The sequence below is a fragment of the Herpetosiphon llansteffanensis genome, assembly GCF_003205875.1.
Classification (GTDB): domain Bacteria; phylum Chloroflexota; class Chloroflexia; order Chloroflexales; family Herpetosiphonaceae; genus Herpetosiphon; species Herpetosiphon llansteffanensis.
Map to the genome: position 1 here is coordinate 191869 of NZ_PUBZ01000092.1, position 18480 is coordinate 210348.

Annotated in this window: 18 protein-coding genes; 12 read left to right on the plus strand and 6 right to left on the minus strand. The window is 52.2% G+C overall.

What is annotated here, in order from left to right:
• The first annotated feature begins 67 nt into the window (after positions 1–67).
• From C5S61_RS12345 to C5S61_RS12360, 4 genes are all read left to right on the plus strand, one after another.
• On the plus strand, positions 68–895 hold the full coding sequence (locus C5S61_RS12345; RefSeq protein ID WP_205701390.1) for a tetratricopeptide repeat protein: 828 nt from the start codon (positions 68–70) through the stop codon (positions 893–895).
• 66 nt (positions 896–961) lie between these two features.
• Entirely contained in the window at positions 962–1708 is a 747-nt protein-coding gene (locus C5S61_RS12350) for an ATP-grasp domain-containing protein (RefSeq protein WP_110515355.1), read from the plus strand.
• A gap of 139 nt (positions 1709–1847) precedes the next feature.
• Positions 1848–2852: an alpha/beta fold hydrolase gene (locus tag C5S61_RS12355; RefSeq protein ID WP_110515356.1), complete on the plus strand. Its 1005-nt coding sequence runs from the start codon at positions 1848–1850 to the stop codon at positions 2850–2852.
• 58 nt (positions 2853–2910) lie between these two features.
• Positions 2911–3738: an NAD(+)/NADH kinase gene (locus C5S61_RS12360; protein WP_110515357.1), complete on the plus strand. Its 828-nt coding sequence runs from the start codon at positions 2911–2913 to the stop codon at positions 3736–3738.
• Here the strand turns inward: C5S61_RS12360 and C5S61_RS12365 are convergent.
• Positions 3713–4474 carry a hypothetical protein gene (locus tag C5S61_RS12365; RefSeq protein WP_110515358.1) on the minus strand — a complete coding sequence of 254 codons (762 nt, stop codon included), beginning with the start codon at positions 4472–4474 and terminating at the stop codon, positions 3713–3715. The two genes, C5S61_RS12360 and C5S61_RS12365, sit on opposite strands and share 26 nt — an antisense overlap.
• Before the next feature lie 362 nt (positions 4475–4836).
• Here C5S61_RS12365 and C5S61_RS12370 point away from each other — a divergent pair, with 362 nt between their 5' ends.
• From C5S61_RS12370 to C5S61_RS12380, 3 genes are read left to right on the plus strand one after another with little or no spacing between them, the layout of a single operon-like run.
• Entirely contained in the window at positions 4837–6882 is a 2046-nt protein-coding gene (locus C5S61_RS12370) for a thioredoxin domain-containing protein (protein WP_110515359.1), read from the plus strand.
• A gap of 53 nt (positions 6883–6935) precedes the next feature.
• The gene (locus C5S61_RS12375; RefSeq protein ID WP_110515360.1) at positions 6936–7580 is read left to right on the plus strand and encodes a DUF6483 family protein; all 645 of its coding nucleotides are present in this window, start codon (positions 6936–6938) and stop codon (positions 7578–7580) included.
• Between the two features lie 33 nt (positions 7581–7613).
• Complete coding sequence (locus tag C5S61_RS12380) at positions 7614–8654, plus strand: Gfo/Idh/MocA family protein (protein WP_110515361.1); 1041 nt, start codon at positions 7614–7616, stop codon at positions 8652–8654.
• Between the two features lie 55 nt (positions 8655–8709).
• Here the strand turns inward: C5S61_RS12380 and C5S61_RS12385 are convergent, their stop codons facing one another.
• From C5S61_RS12385 to ltaE, 3 genes are all read right to left on the minus strand, one after another.
• Positions 8710–9747: a UDP-glucose--hexose-1-phosphate uridylyltransferase gene (locus C5S61_RS12385; protein ID WP_110515362.1), complete on the minus strand. Its 1038-nt coding sequence runs from the start codon at positions 9745–9747 to the stop codon at positions 8710–8712.
• Positions 9748–9757: 10 nt separating this feature from the next.
• Positions 9758–10837: a M24 family metallopeptidase gene (locus C5S61_RS12390; RefSeq protein WP_110515363.1), complete on the minus strand. Its 1080-nt coding sequence runs from the start codon at positions 10835–10837 to the stop codon at positions 9758–9760.
• 88 nt (positions 10838–10925) lie between these two features.
• A complete protein-coding gene (ltaE, locus tag C5S61_RS12395) occupies positions 10926–11960 on the minus strand; it encodes a low-specificity L-threonine aldolase (protein WP_110515364.1) in 1035 nt (344 codons plus the stop codon).
• A gap of 186 nt (positions 11961–12146) precedes the next feature.
• Here ltaE and C5S61_RS12400 point away from each other — a divergent pair, with 186 nt between their 5' ends.
• Entirely contained in the window at positions 12147–12881 is a 735-nt protein-coding gene (locus C5S61_RS12400) for an SIMPL domain-containing protein (protein ID WP_110515365.1), read from the plus strand.
• Positions 12882–13044: 163 nt separating this feature from the next.
• On the opposite strand, the gene C5S61_RS12405 is transcribed toward C5S61_RS12400, so the two are convergent.
• Positions 13045–13401 carry an OsmC family protein gene (locus tag C5S61_RS12405; RefSeq protein WP_110515366.1) on the minus strand — a complete coding sequence of 119 codons (357 nt, stop codon included), beginning with the start codon at positions 13399–13401 and terminating at the stop codon, positions 13045–13047.
• 45 nt (positions 13402–13446) lie between these two features.
• Between C5S61_RS12405 and C5S61_RS12410 the strand changes: the two genes are divergently transcribed.
• Together C5S61_RS12410 and C5S61_RS12415 are read left to right on the plus strand one after the other, a co-directional pair.
• Positions 13447–14430, plus strand: a complete 984-nt coding sequence (locus tag C5S61_RS12410) for a TolB family protein (RefSeq protein WP_164689405.1) — start codon at positions 13447–13449, stop codon at positions 14428–14430.
• 45 nt (positions 14431–14475) lie between these two features.
• Entirely contained in the window at positions 14476–14724 is a 249-nt protein-coding gene (locus tag C5S61_RS12415) for a hypothetical protein (RefSeq protein ID WP_110515368.1), read from the plus strand.
• Between the two features lie 67 nt (positions 14725–14791).
• Here C5S61_RS12415 and queA read toward each other — a convergent pair whose 3' ends face one another.
• Positions 14792–15832 carry a tRNA preQ1(34) S-adenosylmethionine ribosyltransferase-isomerase QueA gene (gene queA / locus C5S61_RS12420; protein ID WP_110515369.1) on the minus strand — a complete coding sequence of 347 codons (1041 nt, stop codon included), beginning with the start codon at positions 15830–15832 and terminating at the stop codon, positions 14792–14794.
• Positions 15833–16321: 489 nt separating this feature from the next.
• Here queA and prfA point away from each other — a divergent pair, with 489 nt between their 5' ends.
• On the plus strand, positions 16322–17407 hold the full coding sequence (prfA, locus tag C5S61_RS12425; RefSeq protein WP_164689413.1) for a peptide chain release factor 1: 1086 nt from the start codon (positions 16322–16324) through the stop codon (positions 17405–17407).
• Positions 17408–17419: 12 nt separating this feature from the next.
• Entirely contained in the window at positions 17420–18460 is a 1041-nt protein-coding gene (add, locus tag C5S61_RS12430) for an adenosine deaminase (protein WP_110515371.1), read from the plus strand.
• Positions 18461–18480: the final 20 nt, after the last annotated feature.

Consider the following 18480-nt stretch of genomic DNA (forward strand, 5'->3'; position numbering starts at 1 on the left):
GGATTAGTTTAAAGCGGATGCGGCGCGAGCTGCATCCGTTCTGTGTGATTAAAATCTGGAGGAACCAGTGTCCAAGCAAGATGATAAGATGCGTATTCGCAATCGTTTAATTGATCAGGCGATTAGTGAGGCTGCCAACAATCAGTGGGAATCGGCAATTGAACTCAATCGCAAAGCAATTGAAATGGCCGAAGATCCCGAAAGCTATAATCGTTTAGGCAAGGCTTTGCAAGAAGTAAATCGCTATAGCGAGGCCCTCGAAACCTATCAGAAAACCTTGAAATTGGCTCCAAGCAATATCATTGCGCGCCGTAACATCGATAAGCTGACTCCATTGTTGAGCAGCGAAGGCAAAACCAACCAACGCAGCCGCGAGTTGGTCGATTTGCGCTTGTTTGTGAGCGAAACTGGCAAAACTGGCATTACAACCCTGACCAATCTTGCTAATCCAAGTTTGGTTAGCCAATTGGGTAGCGGCGAAAGTGTCGATTTGCGCCATGAAGGCCGCTTGCTGAATGTTTACACCAGCGATGGTATTTTGATTGGGCGCATCGAGCCAAAACTGGCTCAACGCTTGGCCGAGTTGATCGATGGCGGCAATAAATATGCTGCAGCAATTGCCCACATCGAAAATGGTCAAGTGCGGATTGTGATTCGTGAAACCTTCCAACACCCTTCACAACGCACCAAGATTTCGTTCCCTGGCAAGCTCAGCGGCGATATTAGCGCCTTCCGACCGTATGTTCGTGATTACTCGTTGCGCTACGATTTCGATGGTGATGACGACGATGAAGTTGACGAAATGGGCGAGGAAGAAGAAGAAGATCTCGACGAGATGAGCCTCGATGACGTTGATAACGACGACGGCGACGACGACGACGAATTAGGTAGCTAGTTCGACCCACTCCAGCCCCTCATCAAGAGCAGATGAGGGGCTTTTTGATTATCCGAGGTTGTAACGATGGACGCGGTTCAACAGCATCCAACCCTTGTGCTTTCGCCCCGCTATACGCCAGATTCGCAGGCTTTGTGGCGGGCTGCAATTCAACGTGGCTGGAATGTTCAGCGGCTTACTCATTGGACAGAGCCGCCACCAGTGCCGATTAATGCTCCCGTTGTGCTCTACCTAGAGGGTGGATTTGCCCACACGATCGCAGAATCGTTGGGTCTGAAGCTCCCCGAACCGCCAGATAGGTGGTTGCCGCAGTTGTCAATCGAATATCGCCAGCGCCAGATTCAATTAACGACCATGGAAGCAGCTCAGGCTCTGCTGCCAGCCTTTGTAAAACCGCCAAACGATAAACGCTTTCCTGCAAAAGTTTATTTGTCGCCCGCCGAACTGCCAGCTGAAGCTGCTGATCTGCCAGTGTTGGTGGCAGAAGTGGTGGTTTGGGAAAAAGAATTTCGCTGCTTTGTGCTTGATCGTCAATTGCGTACTGCTTCGCTGTATGCTCGCTATGCTGCGCCCCAAGATGACGCTGATTTTGCATGCACTGCCGAGGAATATGCTGAGCTTGAGCAATTTTTGCAGCGGCTTTTTGCCGATGAGTTGATTGAACTTCCGCAGGCTGTGGTAATCGACGTTGGCGTAATTGCAGGACGCGGTTGGGCGGTGGTTGAACTTAACGCAGCCTGGGGGGCAGGCATCTATGGCTGTGATCCTGCACAAGTGCTTGAGGTTGTGCGCTATGCAACGGAACCCTTGTGACTAGCGCTGATGTTGCGCGTCCCCAAGTGCGATGGCACTATCGATCTAATTGATGAGCCGCATTCACCCTGATTAACCCTGTGGTTTGGCGCTAGCTTGGCTATAGTTAGGCTATATCTTTTGATTTAAGGAATAGCCTGTGAATACACAACCAAAACGTTCGCTGTTACGGCGGATTGGGCGCTGGATGCGCTGGATTGGCCTCTTGCTTGTTGGTTTGCTGATTGGGGGCTGGTTTTTTCAACGCTGGGCCAGCCAGCGTGATCGCCAACGCTTTTTGCCTGCCGAGCAGCAAATCATGGTCAATGGCCATGCGATGCGCCTCGTTTGTGTGGGCAGTGGCAGCCCAACCATCGTGCTTGAAGCAGGTTTAGGCGATAACGCCGATGTTTGGGGCTTGGTGCAACCAACCTTAGCTGAGAAATATCGAGTTTGTGCCTACGATCGGGTTGGCATGGGTTGGAGCGAGGCTGTTGCAGGCAAGGCCGATAGTGGCTCGATTGCCCAAACTTTGCACGAACTGCTGAACCAAGCCAAGCTTGCAGGGCCATATGTCTTGGTTGGTCATTCTGCTGGCGGCTTGTATATCCGCGACTATACCCAGCGCTACCCTGCCGATGTGGCTGGTTTGGTGTTGGTCGATTCATCGCACGAGCAACAGCAACAACGCCAGCCAAAACTCGCCGAAGATCCCTTTACCGTGATGAGTCAAGCAATGCAGGTTTGTGATGCGATTGCCCCCTTTGGCATTATTCGCCTCCTTGGGATATTTGACCAATCGCAAGCGACCTATGCCAAGCTGCCAGCAGCAAATCAAGCCTCGATTAGCGCCAGTTACTACCAAAATGCCACCTGTGAATCGCTCGCAGCAGCGTTGCAAGCAGTGCAGCAGGATCTGAATCAGGCCCAAGCGCCGCGAATGCTCAACGACCTGCCGTTGGTTGTGCTCACCCGTGGTATGGCCGAGCCAGCAATGACTGAGGAATTTGAACAGGTTTGGGATGAATTGCAGCGCGAGTTGGCCCAACTTTCGAGCAACAGCCAGCAGCAGATTGCTGAACACAGTGGCCATTACATTCATCTTGATCAACCAGAGTTGGTGATTGAAGCGGTGGAATGGGTGGTGAGCCAACAAGCCAAATAGCGAGCGGCCTCGTGAGTGTGTTATGATGCAGCGCAGAATGGCCACCACAGGAGGCGCTATGCAAACAATTGGCGTTTTATACAATCCCCTTGTGCCTGCAACAGCCCAAGCAGGGGAACGAATTGCGGCTTGGTTGGGCGAACGGGGGTTAAGTGTGTGGCTAGGCACATCGCAAAGTGCCCGCGATGAGCCAGAGTTGGTCGCACCCTGCGAATTGTTGTTGGCGCTTGGCGGCGATGGCACGGTCTTACGGGCAGCCCGAGTAGGCATCACCCACAATATGCCAATTTTGGGTGTGGCGATGGGCCACCTCAGTTTTATGGCCGAAGTAACCGAAGAATCGGTTTATGATGGCCTTGAAGTGTTGCTCAACGGTGGCGGCTGGTACGATCAGCGGACCTTGGTGCGGGCAAGGGTTTTGCGCCAAGGCCAAGAGATCTACAACGATTTGGCCTTGAATGAGGTGTTGCTCTCGCGCCGTGATGTGGCACGCGTCGTCCATGTTTCGGTTGCGATCGACGACATGCCGCTTACCAGCTATCGTGCTGATGGAGTCTTGGTTTCAACCGCAACTGGTTCAACCGCCTATGCCTTAGCCGCAGGCGGGCCGGTGCTCGACCCGCGCTCAGATTCGTTGCTGTTGGTGACGGTGGCTGGTCACTTAACCAGTTTGCCAGCGCTAGTGCTACCGCCAGCAACCAAAATTACCTGGACGTTGGACCGGCAGCATCCGACAATTATTAGCCTTGATGGCCAGTGGTCGTTTCCGATCGAGCCTGAGGATCAGATTGAGGTCACGCGCGCTGACGAGATCTGTCGCTTCGCCCATGTTTATCCGCAAGCCCATTTTTACCAGACGCTTACTCAGCGCTTGCGTCGTCAGTAGCCTGTTCGCTGGCCAGCCATGTTTGGTAGCGCTGCAAGAGCAAGCCGCTGGTCTGGCGATAATCAGTCCATTGTTTATCGAGCGGCGTAAAGGCTTGCTCAAGTGCTTGCCATAAAGTATCTGGTAAGGCCGAGGTTGGTTGCAGGCGCAAACTGCCCGCAACCGCCTCGACCACTTTCATGCAGCGCCGCGCAGGATGGTTGAGTAGCACCTCGGATAAGCGCCAGCCGCGCAAGGCACTCAACAAGGTCAAGGCCGTATAGATGCCACTCGAACGCCCCATCGCATCCAGCAACGAGCTAGCTGCTGGCTCGCTGCGTTGGCTTTGCCAAGTATAGCGCCAAGCCAAACCATCGAGCGTATGGCCAATCGCCAAACTCACCAACATCAAATCGCCGCTACTGAAGGCTGGTAAGCGCGGCAAATTGCCCACAAAATCACCTAAGGCTTGGCCAAGCACCGATGTGCCCGCCGAACGGTTTTCGGCTACTGCCCGCAACCCCCGCCAATACCGCTGCGCCTGCTCAAGATTCAAATCCAGGTAGGTTAATGTGTGATGTTCGATCATCAACAGCCATGTGAACCAACGCCCAATCACCGCTGCCTCGCTTAAACTGCGGAATGGCGCTAAATGATGTAAAAGCTGGGTCGCCCGCGTCACATGCGCTAAATCGGCGTGGGTATAACTGCCCATCCAGGTGAGCAGCATTGGATCGGGCAAGGCTTGTTCGTCCATTCAAATTCTCCATTAATTGGCATTTAGTTATGTTGATTCCCTTAGCCTCTTGCAAGGGTTGGCTTTTTTTCATAGGATGTTCCACCCTTCCGTCCCGCCAGCGGGAAACGCAGGGGGCTTTAATCCCCCTGCACCCCCTCAAGGACAATCCGCGACCGAACCACATTCGTTGATGAACCTGCGGATTGGTGGTACGCAACGGAAACCGACCGTTGGACGGGAGTTGGAGTGAGCGAACACTCTATGTTGGTCTGAATGCAAGCATTGTGCTTGTTCTAATTAGCAGCGAAAGTTAGTATTCCATTAATCTCCTCGGCGCTAGACCTGCTATATACTACTCATAGCTTAGTTAAGGAGCCATTATGGCAAATCGTTTAATTCATGAAACTAGCCCTTATTTGTTGCAACACGCCGAAAACCCCGTCGATTGGTATGCGTGGGGCGAAGAAGCCTTGCAACGCGCCAAAGAAGATGATAAGCCAATTTTATTAAGTGTGGGCTATAGCGCCTGCCATTGGTGCCATGTGATGGCCCATGAATCGTTTGAAGACCCAGCGACCGCCGCTGTGATGAATGAATTGTTCGTCAATATCAAGGTTGATCGCGAGGAGCGGCCTGATATTGATTCGTTATATATGGCCGCTGTGCAAGCCATGACCCGCCACGGCGGCTGGCCGATGACGGTCTTTTTAACTCCCGATGGCGCGCCGTTTTATGGCGGAACCTACTTTCCACCAGAGCCGCGTCACAATATGCCATCGTTCCAACAGGTGCTAGAAGGTGTGGCCGAAGCCTATCGCGACCGCCGTGAAGAGGTGTTTCATAGCGCCGAGCAGATGCGCGAGCATTTGCAAGATATTTTGAGCTTTGATCTCGAAAAAGTTAAGCTCAGCAAAAGCCAGTTGAATGTTGCTGCCCAACGCCAAATGAGCCAATTCGATAGCCGTTTTGGCGGCTATGGCGGCGCACCCAAATTTCCCCAAGCCTTGATTTTTGGCATGGTACTGCGAACTTGGCTGCGCAGCGAGGATGAAGATGCGCTTAATCAAGTGACCCAAACCTTGCAAGCAATGGCCAATGGCGGCATGTACGATCAACTTGGCGGCGGTTTTGCCCGCTATTCGGTCGATGCCCAGTGGTTGGTGCCGCACTTCGAGAAAATGCTCTACGACAACGCATTGCTGACCCAGCTCTATCTCGAAACCTACCAAGCCACCCACGAGCCGTTCTATCGCCGCATTGCCGAGGAAAGTATTGGCTACATTTTGCGCGATATGACCAGCCCCGATGGCGGTTTTTATGCAGCAGAAGATGCTGATAGCGAAGGCGAAGAAGGCAAGTTCTACGTTTGGAGCTTGGCCGAGATTCAGCAATTGCTCAGCCCTGAAGATGCAGCGCTCGCTCAATTGTATTGGAATATTCAGCCAGAAGGCAATTTCGAAGGCCATGCGATTTTGTATGTGCCGCAAGAACCAAGCGTGGTTGCCAAAGAGCTGAGCATTAGCGAGGAAGATTTGGCTCAGCGCATCGCCGCGATTCGGGCAACGCTCTTGGCGCAGCGCAATATCCGCATTCGCCCTGGCCGCGATGAGAAAATTTTGGCTTCGTGGAACGGCATGATGCTGCGTAGTTTGGCCTTTGCGGCGAATGTGCTCGATAACGAAGAGTATCGCGCGGCAGCAATTCGCAATGCGGAATTTATCACCAGCAAGCTCTACCAAAATGGCCAGTTGTATCGCTCCTACAAAGATGGCCAAGCCAAATTCAAGGGCTATCTCGAAGATTACGCTTGTGTTGCCGATGGCATGATTGCGTTGTATGAGGCAACATTTGATTTGCGCTGGTTGCAAGTGGCGATTGAATTGGCTGAAAGCATGACCGAGTGCTTCTGGGATGAAGAGCAACGCAGCTTCTTTGACACAGCCAGCGATCACGAACAATTAATTACGCGGCCTCGCGACCTCTACGACAATGCCACGCCAGCGGGCAATTCGGTGGCGGTTGATGTGTTGCTGCGTTTGGCAACCCTGCTTGATCGCTATGAATATCGTCAATATGCTGGAACCGTGTTGTCCAATTTGAGCGGGGCATTGACTCAGTTACCTGGTGCATTTGGGCGCTTGCTGGCAGCAGCCGATTTTGCTTTGGCCGAGCCACGCGAAGTTGCATTAATTGGCGATCCAGCAGATCCTCAATTCAAGGCCTTGCTGCAAGCAACCTACCGCAACTACCAGCCCAACAAAGTTGTCGCGGCCTGCAAACCCGATGATCAAGCGGCGCAAAGCCTGATTCCATTGTTGGCCGAGCGACCGTTGCTTAACCAACAGGCCACGGCCTATGTCTGCGTGCGGCGGGCTTGTAAATTGCCGACCAACGATCCGAATGAATTAATCAAACAATTAGGCTAAATCGTGGGCGCAGTTTGAGGGAACCCTCGAACTGCGCTGTTTTTTGAGGATGTATGCGAGACTATATTTTTCGGCTGATCGAGCAATTTGGCCTAATTTGGCGCAAGATTGTGCGGTTGCGCGAGGCTGGCTCGGTCGAAGAAGCCCAAGCAACGATTAATAGCGCTTACCGCGATTTATTCGATACCAATAGTCATTTCGTCGATTTGCTGCCCGATGAAGATTTGCTCAAGCTGATTCACCATGACGATACGATTGATATTGATCGCTGTGCGGTGCTGGCCGCTTTGCATGTTGCCGAAGGCCAATGCTTCCAAGAACAAGCAATGATCGATGAAGCCTATCGGCGCTTTGATCGGGCTTTGATGCTCTATGGAGCCTTGGTTCGTTCGGGGCAGAAGATTCCGCCAGAAGTGCGCGAAGCAGCCAGCGCTGGGCTAGCCGAATTGAGCAATTACGAGTTAGAGCCTGCAACTCTTGATGATGCTTGGCGCGTCTATGCAGCAGTTGGTGATTATCCCAACGCCGATGATCATCTCTGGCAGTGGCTTGAGGCCACCGAATTTGCTGAAGCCGCATGTAGCGATGCTCAGGCGTGGTATCATCAATTGCTCACCAGCAGCGATGCAAGCCTTGAGCAATTGGGCTTGCCGCGTCAGGAAATCGAGCAAAGTCTCGCCCAACTCGACGCACGCTAGCCTTGCATTGCACTCCAAGGGAGGTTTATTTCGATGAAGATTGCAATTATTGGCACCGGTTGGGGTGCTCGCGTTCAGGTGCCAGCCTTTCGTTCGGCTGGGCTGAAAATCGTGGGCATTGCCGCCCAAAATTATGAAAAAACTCAGCGCGAAGCTGCCACTTTGGATGTTGAAGCCTTTGAAAACTGGCGCGATCTGCTGAGCAGCGATGCCGATTTGATTTCGATTGTGACTCCGCCTGGTACGCACTGCGAAATGAGCGTGGCCGCGTTGCAGGCTGGCAAGCATGTGTTGTGCGAAAAACCAACCGCGCTCAACCAGCTTGAAGCTCAAACCATGCTCGAAGCGGCCCAAGCCCATCCTGAGCAATTGAGTTTGATCGATCATGAATTGCGCTTTTTGCCAATTTTTCAAATGGCGCGGGCGTTGATTAACGATAATGCGATTGGCCAGATTCGCCATGTCAATAGCAGCGTGATTTTCTCGTCGCGCGCTGACCCGCAACGACCTTGGAATTGGTGGAGCGACAAAGAGCAAGCTGGTGGCGCATGGGGCGCGATTGGCTCGCATCAAATTGATATGTTGCGCTGGCTGTGTGGCGATTTTAGCTCGATTCGGGCAAGCTTGCACACCTTTGTCGGCGAGCGCCCGCTTGATGATCAACTCTTGCCAGTTACCAGCGATGATTTTGCGACCGCTCAAGTGCGCTTGGTCAATGGTGGTTTTGCTTCAGTGATGATCAGCGGCGTGGCAGCGTTGAACGAAAACGACCGCATGATCATCCATGGTGAACATGGGGCGATCAAAATTGAAGGGGCGCGTTTGTGGCACGCCGAGCGCGATGGTGAATGGCAAGAGCGCACGCCCGCCCACACCGTGGCAATTCCCAGCGAGATCAGCGGCAACTTTCCGGTGGGAACGGTCTATCTTGGCCATGCCTTGAAGGCCTACAGCCGCGGCCAGCACGATGCCTTAGCACAAGCTGCAACGTTTGCTGATGGCTTGCTGACCCAAACGTTGCTCGATGCAGCCCATCGCTCCGACGAAAACGATGGCGGTTGGATTTCGATTTAGCCCTTAAAGCAAAAGCCGCGCTCTGAGCAAGAGCGCGGCTTTTTTCGTTAATCGCTTACTCGGCCTTCGTCCAATGCAGGCTGGGCAAATCGCGCAGGCGTTGGGCGGCGGTTTCAGCAGTCAAATCGCGCTGGGCTTGGGCCAACATTTCGTAGCCAACCATAAATTTGCGCACCGTGGCTGAGCGCAACAATGGCGGATAGATGTGAGCATGCACCACGTGATGCGCGTAATCCTCGCCATCGCAAGGTGCATTGTGCCAGCCAAAGGTATAGGGAAACGAGGTCTGAAATAAGTTATCGTAGCGAATTAATGTATGGCTGAGCAAATCTGCAAGACTATCGCGTTCAGCATCGCTTAATTCGGCCAACGTGCTGACCGCACGACGGGGCAAGAGCATGGTTTCATAGGGCCAAACCGCCCAAAATGGCACAACTGCTGCCCAATGCTCGTTGGCATACACCACTCGTTCATTACGTGCCAATTCTTGTTCAACATAATCAATGAGTAATGGCCGTTGATGTTGGGCGAAATAGGCTTTTTGGCTGCGCTGCTCGCTGGCTACAATCGTTGGAATACTTTCATTGGCCCAAATTTGGCCGTGCGGGTGCGGATTGCTCGCGCCCATGGCTGCACCACGGTTTTCGAAAATCTCGACATGCTTGATCCAATCGATGGCGGCTAATTCGCTAAATTGGCTCGCCCATAAATCGACGACCAAGCGAATATCGGGAATAGCCATTTCGGCCAAGGTCAAATCGTGGCGTGGCGAGAAGCAGATAACGCGGCAGATACCGCGCTCGCTGTGGGCTTGAAACAGGCCATCATCAAGCGTTGCACTGGGACTATCGGGCAATAAGGCTGCAAAATCGTTGGGAAAAACGAACGTGTTGGCATAAGCTGGATTGATCTCGCCATTGGCCCGCGTTACTCCAGGGCACAAATAACATGCGGGATCAAACGCTGGCCGCTGATCAGGAATGACTTTTTCGACTTGACCCTGCCATGGGCGGGCGGTGCGATGCGGCGAAACCAAGACCCATTCATCAGTAAGTGGGTTATAACGACGATGTGGTGTATCACTAAGACTCATTGGGTTGCTCCTAAATGACTAATGGTAATGCTCGGCGTAGCCCTGCATATTCCACACTTGGCCAAGCAGGATCAACCGAGAGAACTTCGACCCCAGCGGCAGTTCGCAGAATGGTATCTTCGATTTTTACGCCAGCCAAACTTGGGTTCCATGCCATCGCCGTGTTGGCTTCGATAATCGTTGGCTCGCCTGGGCGGGCCACAACTTCGCGCGATTGATAGCCAGTTGTGCCGCCTTTGTGCAAATGTGGCATCTGCTCGACAACGCCGCGCTTGCTGTAGGCCGCAACTGCCGCATCATACACCGAGCCAACCGTGCTGCCGACTTGGGCTGCCGCGATTATTTCCGCTTCGATGGCAATCACCTGTTCGTAGCTGGCGCGCTCGGCGGCGGTTTCTGGCCGAAAATGCACATAGCGACTAAGGTTGGCATACAACCCAGCTTGGCGGGCACACACTACCAGCATTGCGCGTTGGCCAATTGGCTCGTGAGTTGCAGGTAAGTGCCCATACAACGGCAAGCGCCGTTCGCCGCCAACCAAGGTCAAGGCTGGATGAATGCCATGGCTCCATAGCTCGGCAGCGGCTGCGCCTGCCAATTGGAATTCAGTCCAATCGGGCTTGGCTGCACTGAGCACTTTGGTCATAATTTGGGCGGTGGTGCGGCTTAACGCCTGATAGCGTTCGATTTCCTCGGGCACTAAGCGCAATTTTGCTGCGATTAACTCGGGCGGCAGCGCAACCTCGCCTTGTGCTGGCCGATCTGAGGCCACCAAGGTTGCGTTGCTCCACTCGCGCACTGCTTGATTGCGCTGCTCTGGCGTGGCCCAATTGCTGGCCCAAAGTTGATATTCCGCTGGGATGCCTTGGTCGCGCAAGCGATCAATCTCAACTGAATCAGTAACGATAAACGCCTGATCGGCGGTAATCACGACCTCAGCAATGCCGGTTTCAGTCGTCAAAATAACCACGTTATCGAGGCCAGCAGTGGCCCAAGCAAACCAATCTACGCCACGCAAACGCACAGCGCCATATTTATAGCGGGCAATTGCTGCCCGGACATGTGCCAGTTTATTCGCTATTTCGGTCATCGCCCAATATCCTTGTCTAGTTGCGATTATTGATACCGTATAGGATACACGAGGCACAGGGCACGCATGTGCAAAATTTGTAACGGGATTATGCGCTTTGCAACACGTCGGCAATAATGCTGGCGGCCTCGGCACATTGATCGCGATTAACATCAACGTGGGTCACGGCGCGCAAACGGCCTTTGAATGGCACGATCAACACTCCAGCTTGGCGTAAACGTTCGGCTAGTTGTTCTGGTGTAAAACTGCTATCGCGTAAGCCAAACACAATAATGTTGGTTTGCACCGAAGCCAAATCCAGCTCGATTTGGGGCAATTGGCTCAGCGCCTCGGCCAACATTTTGGCATTCACATGGTCATCAATCAAGCGTTCGCGGCCCTCGTTGAGCGCAATCAAACCAGCTGCGGCAACCACGCCAACTTGGCGCATTCCGCCGCCCAGCATTTTGCGCCAGCGATGCACCTTTTTGATAAACTCCGCCGAGCCAGCTACCAGCGAGCCAATTGGCGCACCCAAGCCCTTGGATAAACAGAATTGCACGCTATCGACATGCTGGGTAATTGCGCTTGCTGGCACGCCCAGCGCTACCGCCGCATTGAAAACCCGTGCGCCATCCATATGCACTGGCAAGCCTTGGCTGCTGGCCCATTGGCGCACTTTAGCCAAATATTCTAATGAAAGCACCGTGCCACCACAGCGATTGTGGCTATTTTCCAAACACACTACGCCAGCTTGGGCAGCATGGGCATCGTAGGCAGGCCTCACTGCCGCATTCAGCGCCGCCAAATCAAGCTCGCCTTGAGCATTGGTTGCGATCGGATGAAACACCAAGCCACCCAAGGCCGAAGCGCCGCCCGCCTCATAATGATAAATATGCGATTCGTCGCCAAGCAACAGCTCTTGCCCGCGCCCAGCATGAGCCAAAAGCGCCGCCAAATTACCCATCGTGCCGCTTGGCACAAAGATCGCCGCCTCTTTGCCAACCACTTCGGCGGCATAGCGCTGCAATTGATTCACCGTTGGATCATCGCCAAACACATCGTCGCCAACTTCGGCATGATGCATGGCCTCACACATGGCCAAACTCGGCTTGGTTACTGTGTCGCTACGCAAATCGATCATCGTCAACTCCTTAGAATGCTCGCAAAATGACTAAATAATTATATCAAAAGCTTGCGGGAACAAATTGCAAGCCGCTGGCGTTGAGTATACAGAAACCAAATAAGCACAGCTTAGCCCAAGCCGGAATGGTGCTGAACCTTGCTTAGAGCGTTTACTTAATTCACTTGCTACTATGAGGAATGGATAATGAACACGCGAAATTCAATCATCGGTTGGTCGTTGGCACTGTTGTTGATTGTTGGGTTTGGAATTGCCTCGTTGGTGATTTTGCCCCGTGGCAGTGCTGCCCAAACCGATACCGAAAGCCGCAAACGTATTTCAGTCACTGGACGCGGCGAAGTTAAAGTTACCCCCGACATTGCCTATGTGACGATTGGTGTGAACACCAACGCAGCAGATGCCAAAAGCGCTTTGAGCGATAACAACGCCAAAATGAATGCCTTGATCGAACAATTGAAGGCCGCAGGCATCGCCGAAGCCGATATTCAAACTACCAACCTGAATATCTCACCAAGCTACGATTACTCAGGCAACACGCCGGTTTTGAAGGGCTACGATGTGATCAACAGCGTGCGCGTCAAAGTTTCGGTTAGCGATGCTGGCGGTTTGTTGGATAAAGTGGTTGAAGTTGGCGCAAACAACATCTCAGGCTTGAGCTTCGATGTTGCCGACCCAGCAAAATCATTGGAAGCAGCTCGTCAAGCAGCCATCAAAGATGCTCAATTGCGCGCTGAACAATACGCTGCCGTGAGCAACGCCCAAGTTGGCGAAGTGTTGGTCATTAGCGAAACCGTTACCCCAGTAACCTATCCGGTTGCATTCCAAGAATCACGCGATATGGCCGCTGGAAGTGGCGCTCCAATCCAACCTGGCCAACAAAGCCAAGTTATCGAAGTTCAGGTTATCTTCGAACTCAAATAAGTTCAGTTTCAATTCTAAATTGAATGGTGGGCTTGCTCAAGTATTATGCTTGAGCAAGCTCTTTTTGTTAGCCGAGGGATCGGGTGTCAGGGGCTGGGGATCGGTTACGTATAGCCCATATCCATTCCCTTCGTGTCCCTTCGTGCTCTTCGTGGATCAAACGCTAAACTTGGCGAATCTCGATTAATGGCGGATGCTCCAAGGTGGCGTGGACCGTGCAATGCTGTGCCGCTCGTAGCACCGCCGCTTGGCGCGCTTCGGATAAGGCTACTGGCAAACTAACCTCAATTGCATAGCGATCGATGCGACGTGGCTCGCTGCCAAAACTCCAACGAATAAGCAAGCTCGTGCCAGTTAAATCAAGCTCGGCGGTTTCTGCGTAGCGCTCCATTACGGCGGCGGTGCAGCCAACCAACGCTGCGGCCTGCAATTGCACCGGATTCAAATCGGCAGGATAGCCAAACGCTTGACCATCGAACATGAGATCGATTTGGTTGGGTTGTGTAACAAAAATACGCATAATTTACCTTTGATCAAAATGGATTCAGCTGTGTATGAGGGATGTATGTCACGTATTCGTAGCTTAGCATTAATTGGGTTAATTGCCAGTTTGACTGGTTGTATGAGCACAACCGCCGATCCAACTACTGCCCCAACCAACCAGCCAACGAGCCAGCCCACTGCTACGCTTGCCGCAGCCGCTACGCCAACGGTCGGCGCGGTTGGGCCGCGTTTGGTCTTTGTGGCCAACCAGCCAAATCAAATGACAATCATGCTGTCAGCGCTTGATGGCAGCGAAGCAAAACCACTTAATCCTGATTTTCCACGGGCAATCGACCCTGCATTCTCGCCTGCTGGCAATGAACTGGCCTTTGCAGTGCAAGATAGCGATGGCTTCAACATTTATATTAGCTCTGTCGATGGCAGCAATTTAGTGCAAGTAACCAGCGAAGCGGGTGACGATCAAAGCCCAAGTTGGTCGCCTGATGGCCAGCAGTTGGTCTTTCAATCCAATCGTTCAGGCAACGATGAAATTTATCGCGTCAATCGCGATGGCAGTAATGTATTGCAACTCACCAACGATCAATCCCAAGATTGGATGCCAAGTTGGTCGCCTGATGGCAGCGTGATTGCATTTAGTTCAGCGCGCGGGTTTAGCGGCGAGGAATCAGCAGGCCGCGAATTGTATTTAATTCAGCCTGACGGCCAAGCGCTGCAACAATTAACCAAAGCACGGGGCCGCGCCCAAAATCCAAGTTGGTCGCCAGATAGCCAACAATTGGTGTATGTGTTTTTTGAGAGCGCAATTGTCGGTGGCGATATTGCAGGCAACACGATTTATACGATTAAGCGTGATGGCAGTGAAGCCAAATTACTCCAAGCCAACGCCTTCGATCCCCAATGGCTTGATCAGCGGATTGCCTTCACGACCTACGATGAGCAAACTTTTCATACTGCGCTGCGTATACTAGATCTGAATACGCTGCAAGTTAGCGTGCCGATTACAATGCCAGAAATTGATCTGATGCAGCCAGTTTTCAATCGCTAAATCGGATTAGTTATGGCTGTTGCGCTGTAAGAAAGGATTGAGAAGATGCGTTTATCACGTTGTCCAAGCTGCCAATCGGATAACATTATTCCGAATGCAACCTTACATGAGATGAATAGCCCTTATGCGCGATTGATGGTGACGGTTTACAGCAAACCTGATGCCTTATTGCTGAAAAAACCAGTTGATACTTGGGCAAAATGTGCAGTGTGTGGCAATTGTGGCTATCTAATGCTGTACGCGGAAAATCCACAAGTACTATGGGAAGCATATCAAACGCAGAAAAACAGTTAATTTCGATCCACGAAGGACACGAAGCAACAAGTACTTTGTGCTCTTCGTGTCCTTCGTGGATCAATGGTTAGAGAATTAACATGGCATCGCCAAACGAGAAGAAGCGATAGTCGCGTTCAACCGCTTCTGCATAGGCATGCATAATCTGTTCGCGGCTGGCCAAGGCGCTCACCAAAAGCAATAAGGTTGATTTGGGCAGGTGGAAATTGGTAATTAAACTATTCACCACGCGATACTGATATGGCGGGTAGATGTAGATATTGCTCCAGCCCGAAGCCGCCTGAATTTCGCCAGCATCCAAATGTACGCCTTGGGCTTGGGCCACGGTTTCGACCACCCGCGTGCTAGTGGTCCCGACCGTAATAATTCTCCCGCCAGCGGCGCGGGTTGTATTGATCGCTTGAGCGGTTTCTGCAGAAAGCTCATACCATTCGCTATGAATTTGATGATCGAGCGCATTTTCTGTTTGCACAGGCCGAAAGGTATCTAAGCCAACGTGTAGCGTAACGCTGGCCCAGCCAACGCCTTGGGCCTTGACCTGTTCAATCAGCGCTGGTGTCCAGTGTAAGCCAGCGGTTGGCGCAGCAGCCGAGCCTGCTTGAGCGCTATACACCGTTTGGTAGCGCTCTGGATCGCTCAGCGGGGCCGTGATGTAGGGCGGGGTTGGCATCGAGCCAAGTTCTGGCAAGCGCTGATTAATTGGCTGATCAAAGCAGACAATGCGGCTGCCACTTTCGAGCAATTCTTCAACTATTGCTTCTGCGTGTGCGCCGCTATGGCCAGTGATGATCAAGCGTGTGCCAATTGCAACTTTGCCTTTGATCAGCGCTTCCCAGCGTTGGGCATCGCGTTGTTTGAGCAGCAAGAGTTCGGTTTTGCCGCCACTGGCTTTTTGGCCATACAAACGGGCCGGCAACACGCGGCTATCGTTGGCAACCAACAAATCGCCAGGCCGCAAATAGCGCCCAATCTCATAAAAATGGCGATGCTCAAGCTGGCCAGTGGCGCGATCGAGCACCAACAAGCGCGAGTGATCGCGTGGCTCAACCGGGGTTTGGGCGATCCGTTCTGGTGGTAGGTGATAATCAAAATCGGCAATTGGTAGCATGATCGTAGGCTATAGGCTATAGGCTATAGGCTATAGATAAAGGTTTATCATTCAGAATCCATAGCTTACCATAGAAAAGGATGAACGAAAGGATGAATTATGAAGGATGAGGGATGAAGGAAAGTCAAAAATCAAAAGTCAAAAGTCAGAACAGAGAGCAAAGAGCATAGAACATAAGAAAAAGGATGAACGAAAGGATGAATTATGAAGGATGAGGGATGAATGAAAGGCAAAAATCAAAAATAATCTGTGGAATCTGTGGCTAAAAAAAGAATCATTCGTGCAATTCGTGCAATTTGTGGCTAGAAACAGCCTTCGCGCTCTTTGTGCGCTTCACGGTTTCAGGGCTTATGATCTTCGTGCGCTTCGTAGATAAAGCGCTACTATGTTCTATGTTCTATGCTCTATGCTCTTGGTAAAAGCAGTATGCTATAATGACGCAGATACACCACCAAGATAAGGAATATCCATACAACTATGGAACCAGAAATTTTAGCTCGTCTCGCTCGTGTCGAGGCGCGATATATCGAACTCAATGATGAAATGACGCAGCCAGATGTGCTCAGCGACCATGTGCGCCTAACCACCTTGGCTCGCGAACAAACCGAACTTGGCGAGTTGGTTGGCCGTTATCGTGAGTTTATGCAGGCAGAAAAATCACTCGAAGAATCCAGAGCCATGCTGCGCGATGAAAACGATCCTGAGTTGCGCGAAATGGTGCAATTGGAGATCGAGGAACTTTCGAACCGCATGGAAGCAATTGGCGCTGAAGTGCGTATCTTGTTGTTGCCGCGCGACCCGAACGACGAAAAGAACGTGATCATCGAAATTCGTCAAGGCGAAGGTGGCGATGAAGCAGCCTTGTTTAGCGCCGATGTGTACCGCATGTACCTGCGCTATGCTGAAACCAGAGGCTGGAAAACCGAAATGATGTCGTTGAGTGAAAACGGCATTGGCGGCTTCAAAGAAGTTATTTTTGAGGTTCAAGGTCAAGGCGCGTGGAGCCGACTCAAATACGAGGGCGGTGTGCATCGCGTGCAGCGCGTACCTGCAACCGAAGCTCGGGGCCGCATTCACACCAGCACAATCACCGTGGCGGTATTGCCAGAGGTCGAAGAAACTGCGGTTGAAATTAAGCAAGAAGATTATCGCATCGACGTGTATCGCTCAGGCGGTCACGGTGGCCAAGGCGTTAACACCACCGACTCCGCTGTGCGGATCGTCTACAAAGCGGGCACGCCAGATGAAATTGTGGTTGTCTGTCAAGATACCCGTTCGCAGATCAAGAATCGCGAAAGTGCCTTGAACGTATTGCGTGCCCGCTTGTATGCCCGTGAACAAGAAAAACGCCAAAAAGAGCTTGGCGAATCACGCTTGGCCCAAGTTGGCAGCGGCGAACGCGCCGAAAAAATGCGCACCTACAACTACCCACAAGACCGAATTACCGATCATCGAATTGGCCAAAACATCTCTAACCTGCCTGTTGTGCTTGATGGCGCGCTAGATCGGTTGATCGACGCACTGGTTACTTACGACAACGCCGAACGGCTTAAGGCACTGGGTATGGGAGCCTAGGAGTTTTGTTGCATGCACTCGCCGCTTGCTGAATTTATTCGACGCATGCCCAAATGTGAGCTTCATGTTCACCTCGAAGGCTCAATTACCCCCAAAACGTTGTTGGAGCTAGCGACGAAAAATGCTATTAGCCTGCCTGCTAGCGATTTAGCGGGCGTTGAGCGCATGTTTCAATATGAACATTTTTTGGGCTTTTTAGATGTGTATCGCACCTGTGCCCGTTGTTTGATCCATGGTGAGGATTTTGAACGGGTTGCCTATGAGTTGGCCATCGATTTGGCGCAGCAACAGGTGCGTTATGCAGAAGTAATGCTCTCGCCTGCTCAGCACATGCAGCGCAACATGGATTTTGATGAGATTCTTGGTGGTGTTGCTGCTGGTTTTGCGCGTGCTGAGCGCGAGACGGGCATTATTTGTCGGCCTGCCTTCGATTTTGGCCGTCAGTTTAGCCTTGATCAAGCGCTACGTGCGGTTGAGTTGGCCCAAGCTGGCATGAAGTATGGAGTGGTTGCCTTTTCGATCGGTGGCGATGAGGCCAATTATCCACCTGAACCGTTTGTCGAAGTTTTTGCCTTGGCCAAAGCGGTTGGCCTACATGTGATGGCCCATGCTGGCGAGGTTGCCGGAGCCAATAGTGTACGCGGCGCGGTTGAAATGCTCGGCGTGGATCGAATTGGCCATGGCTTTCGGGTGCTTGAAGATGCCGAACTGACCGAATTTTTGGCGCGGCGGGGCGATATTACCTTCGATGTCTGCCCAACCAGCAATATTCGCACTGGCGTGGTTGCCTCGTTTGAGCAACACCCCCTGCGTCAGATGCTCGATGCTGGTTTGCCAATAACCCTCAACTCTGATGATCCCGTGTTGTTCAACACGAGCGTAACTGGCGAGTATTTGCTGGCCGCCGAACGCTTCGATTTTTCGCTTGATGATATTTGCAAAGTTGCGTTACAAAGCGCCAAAGCCTCGTTTTTGCCCGCCGAACAGCGCCAACAATTGCTGATCGAGTTTGAGCAGCAGCAAGCCACGTTGCGCCGCGAATTAGGCTTATAGACTGGCTCTTATACACATCT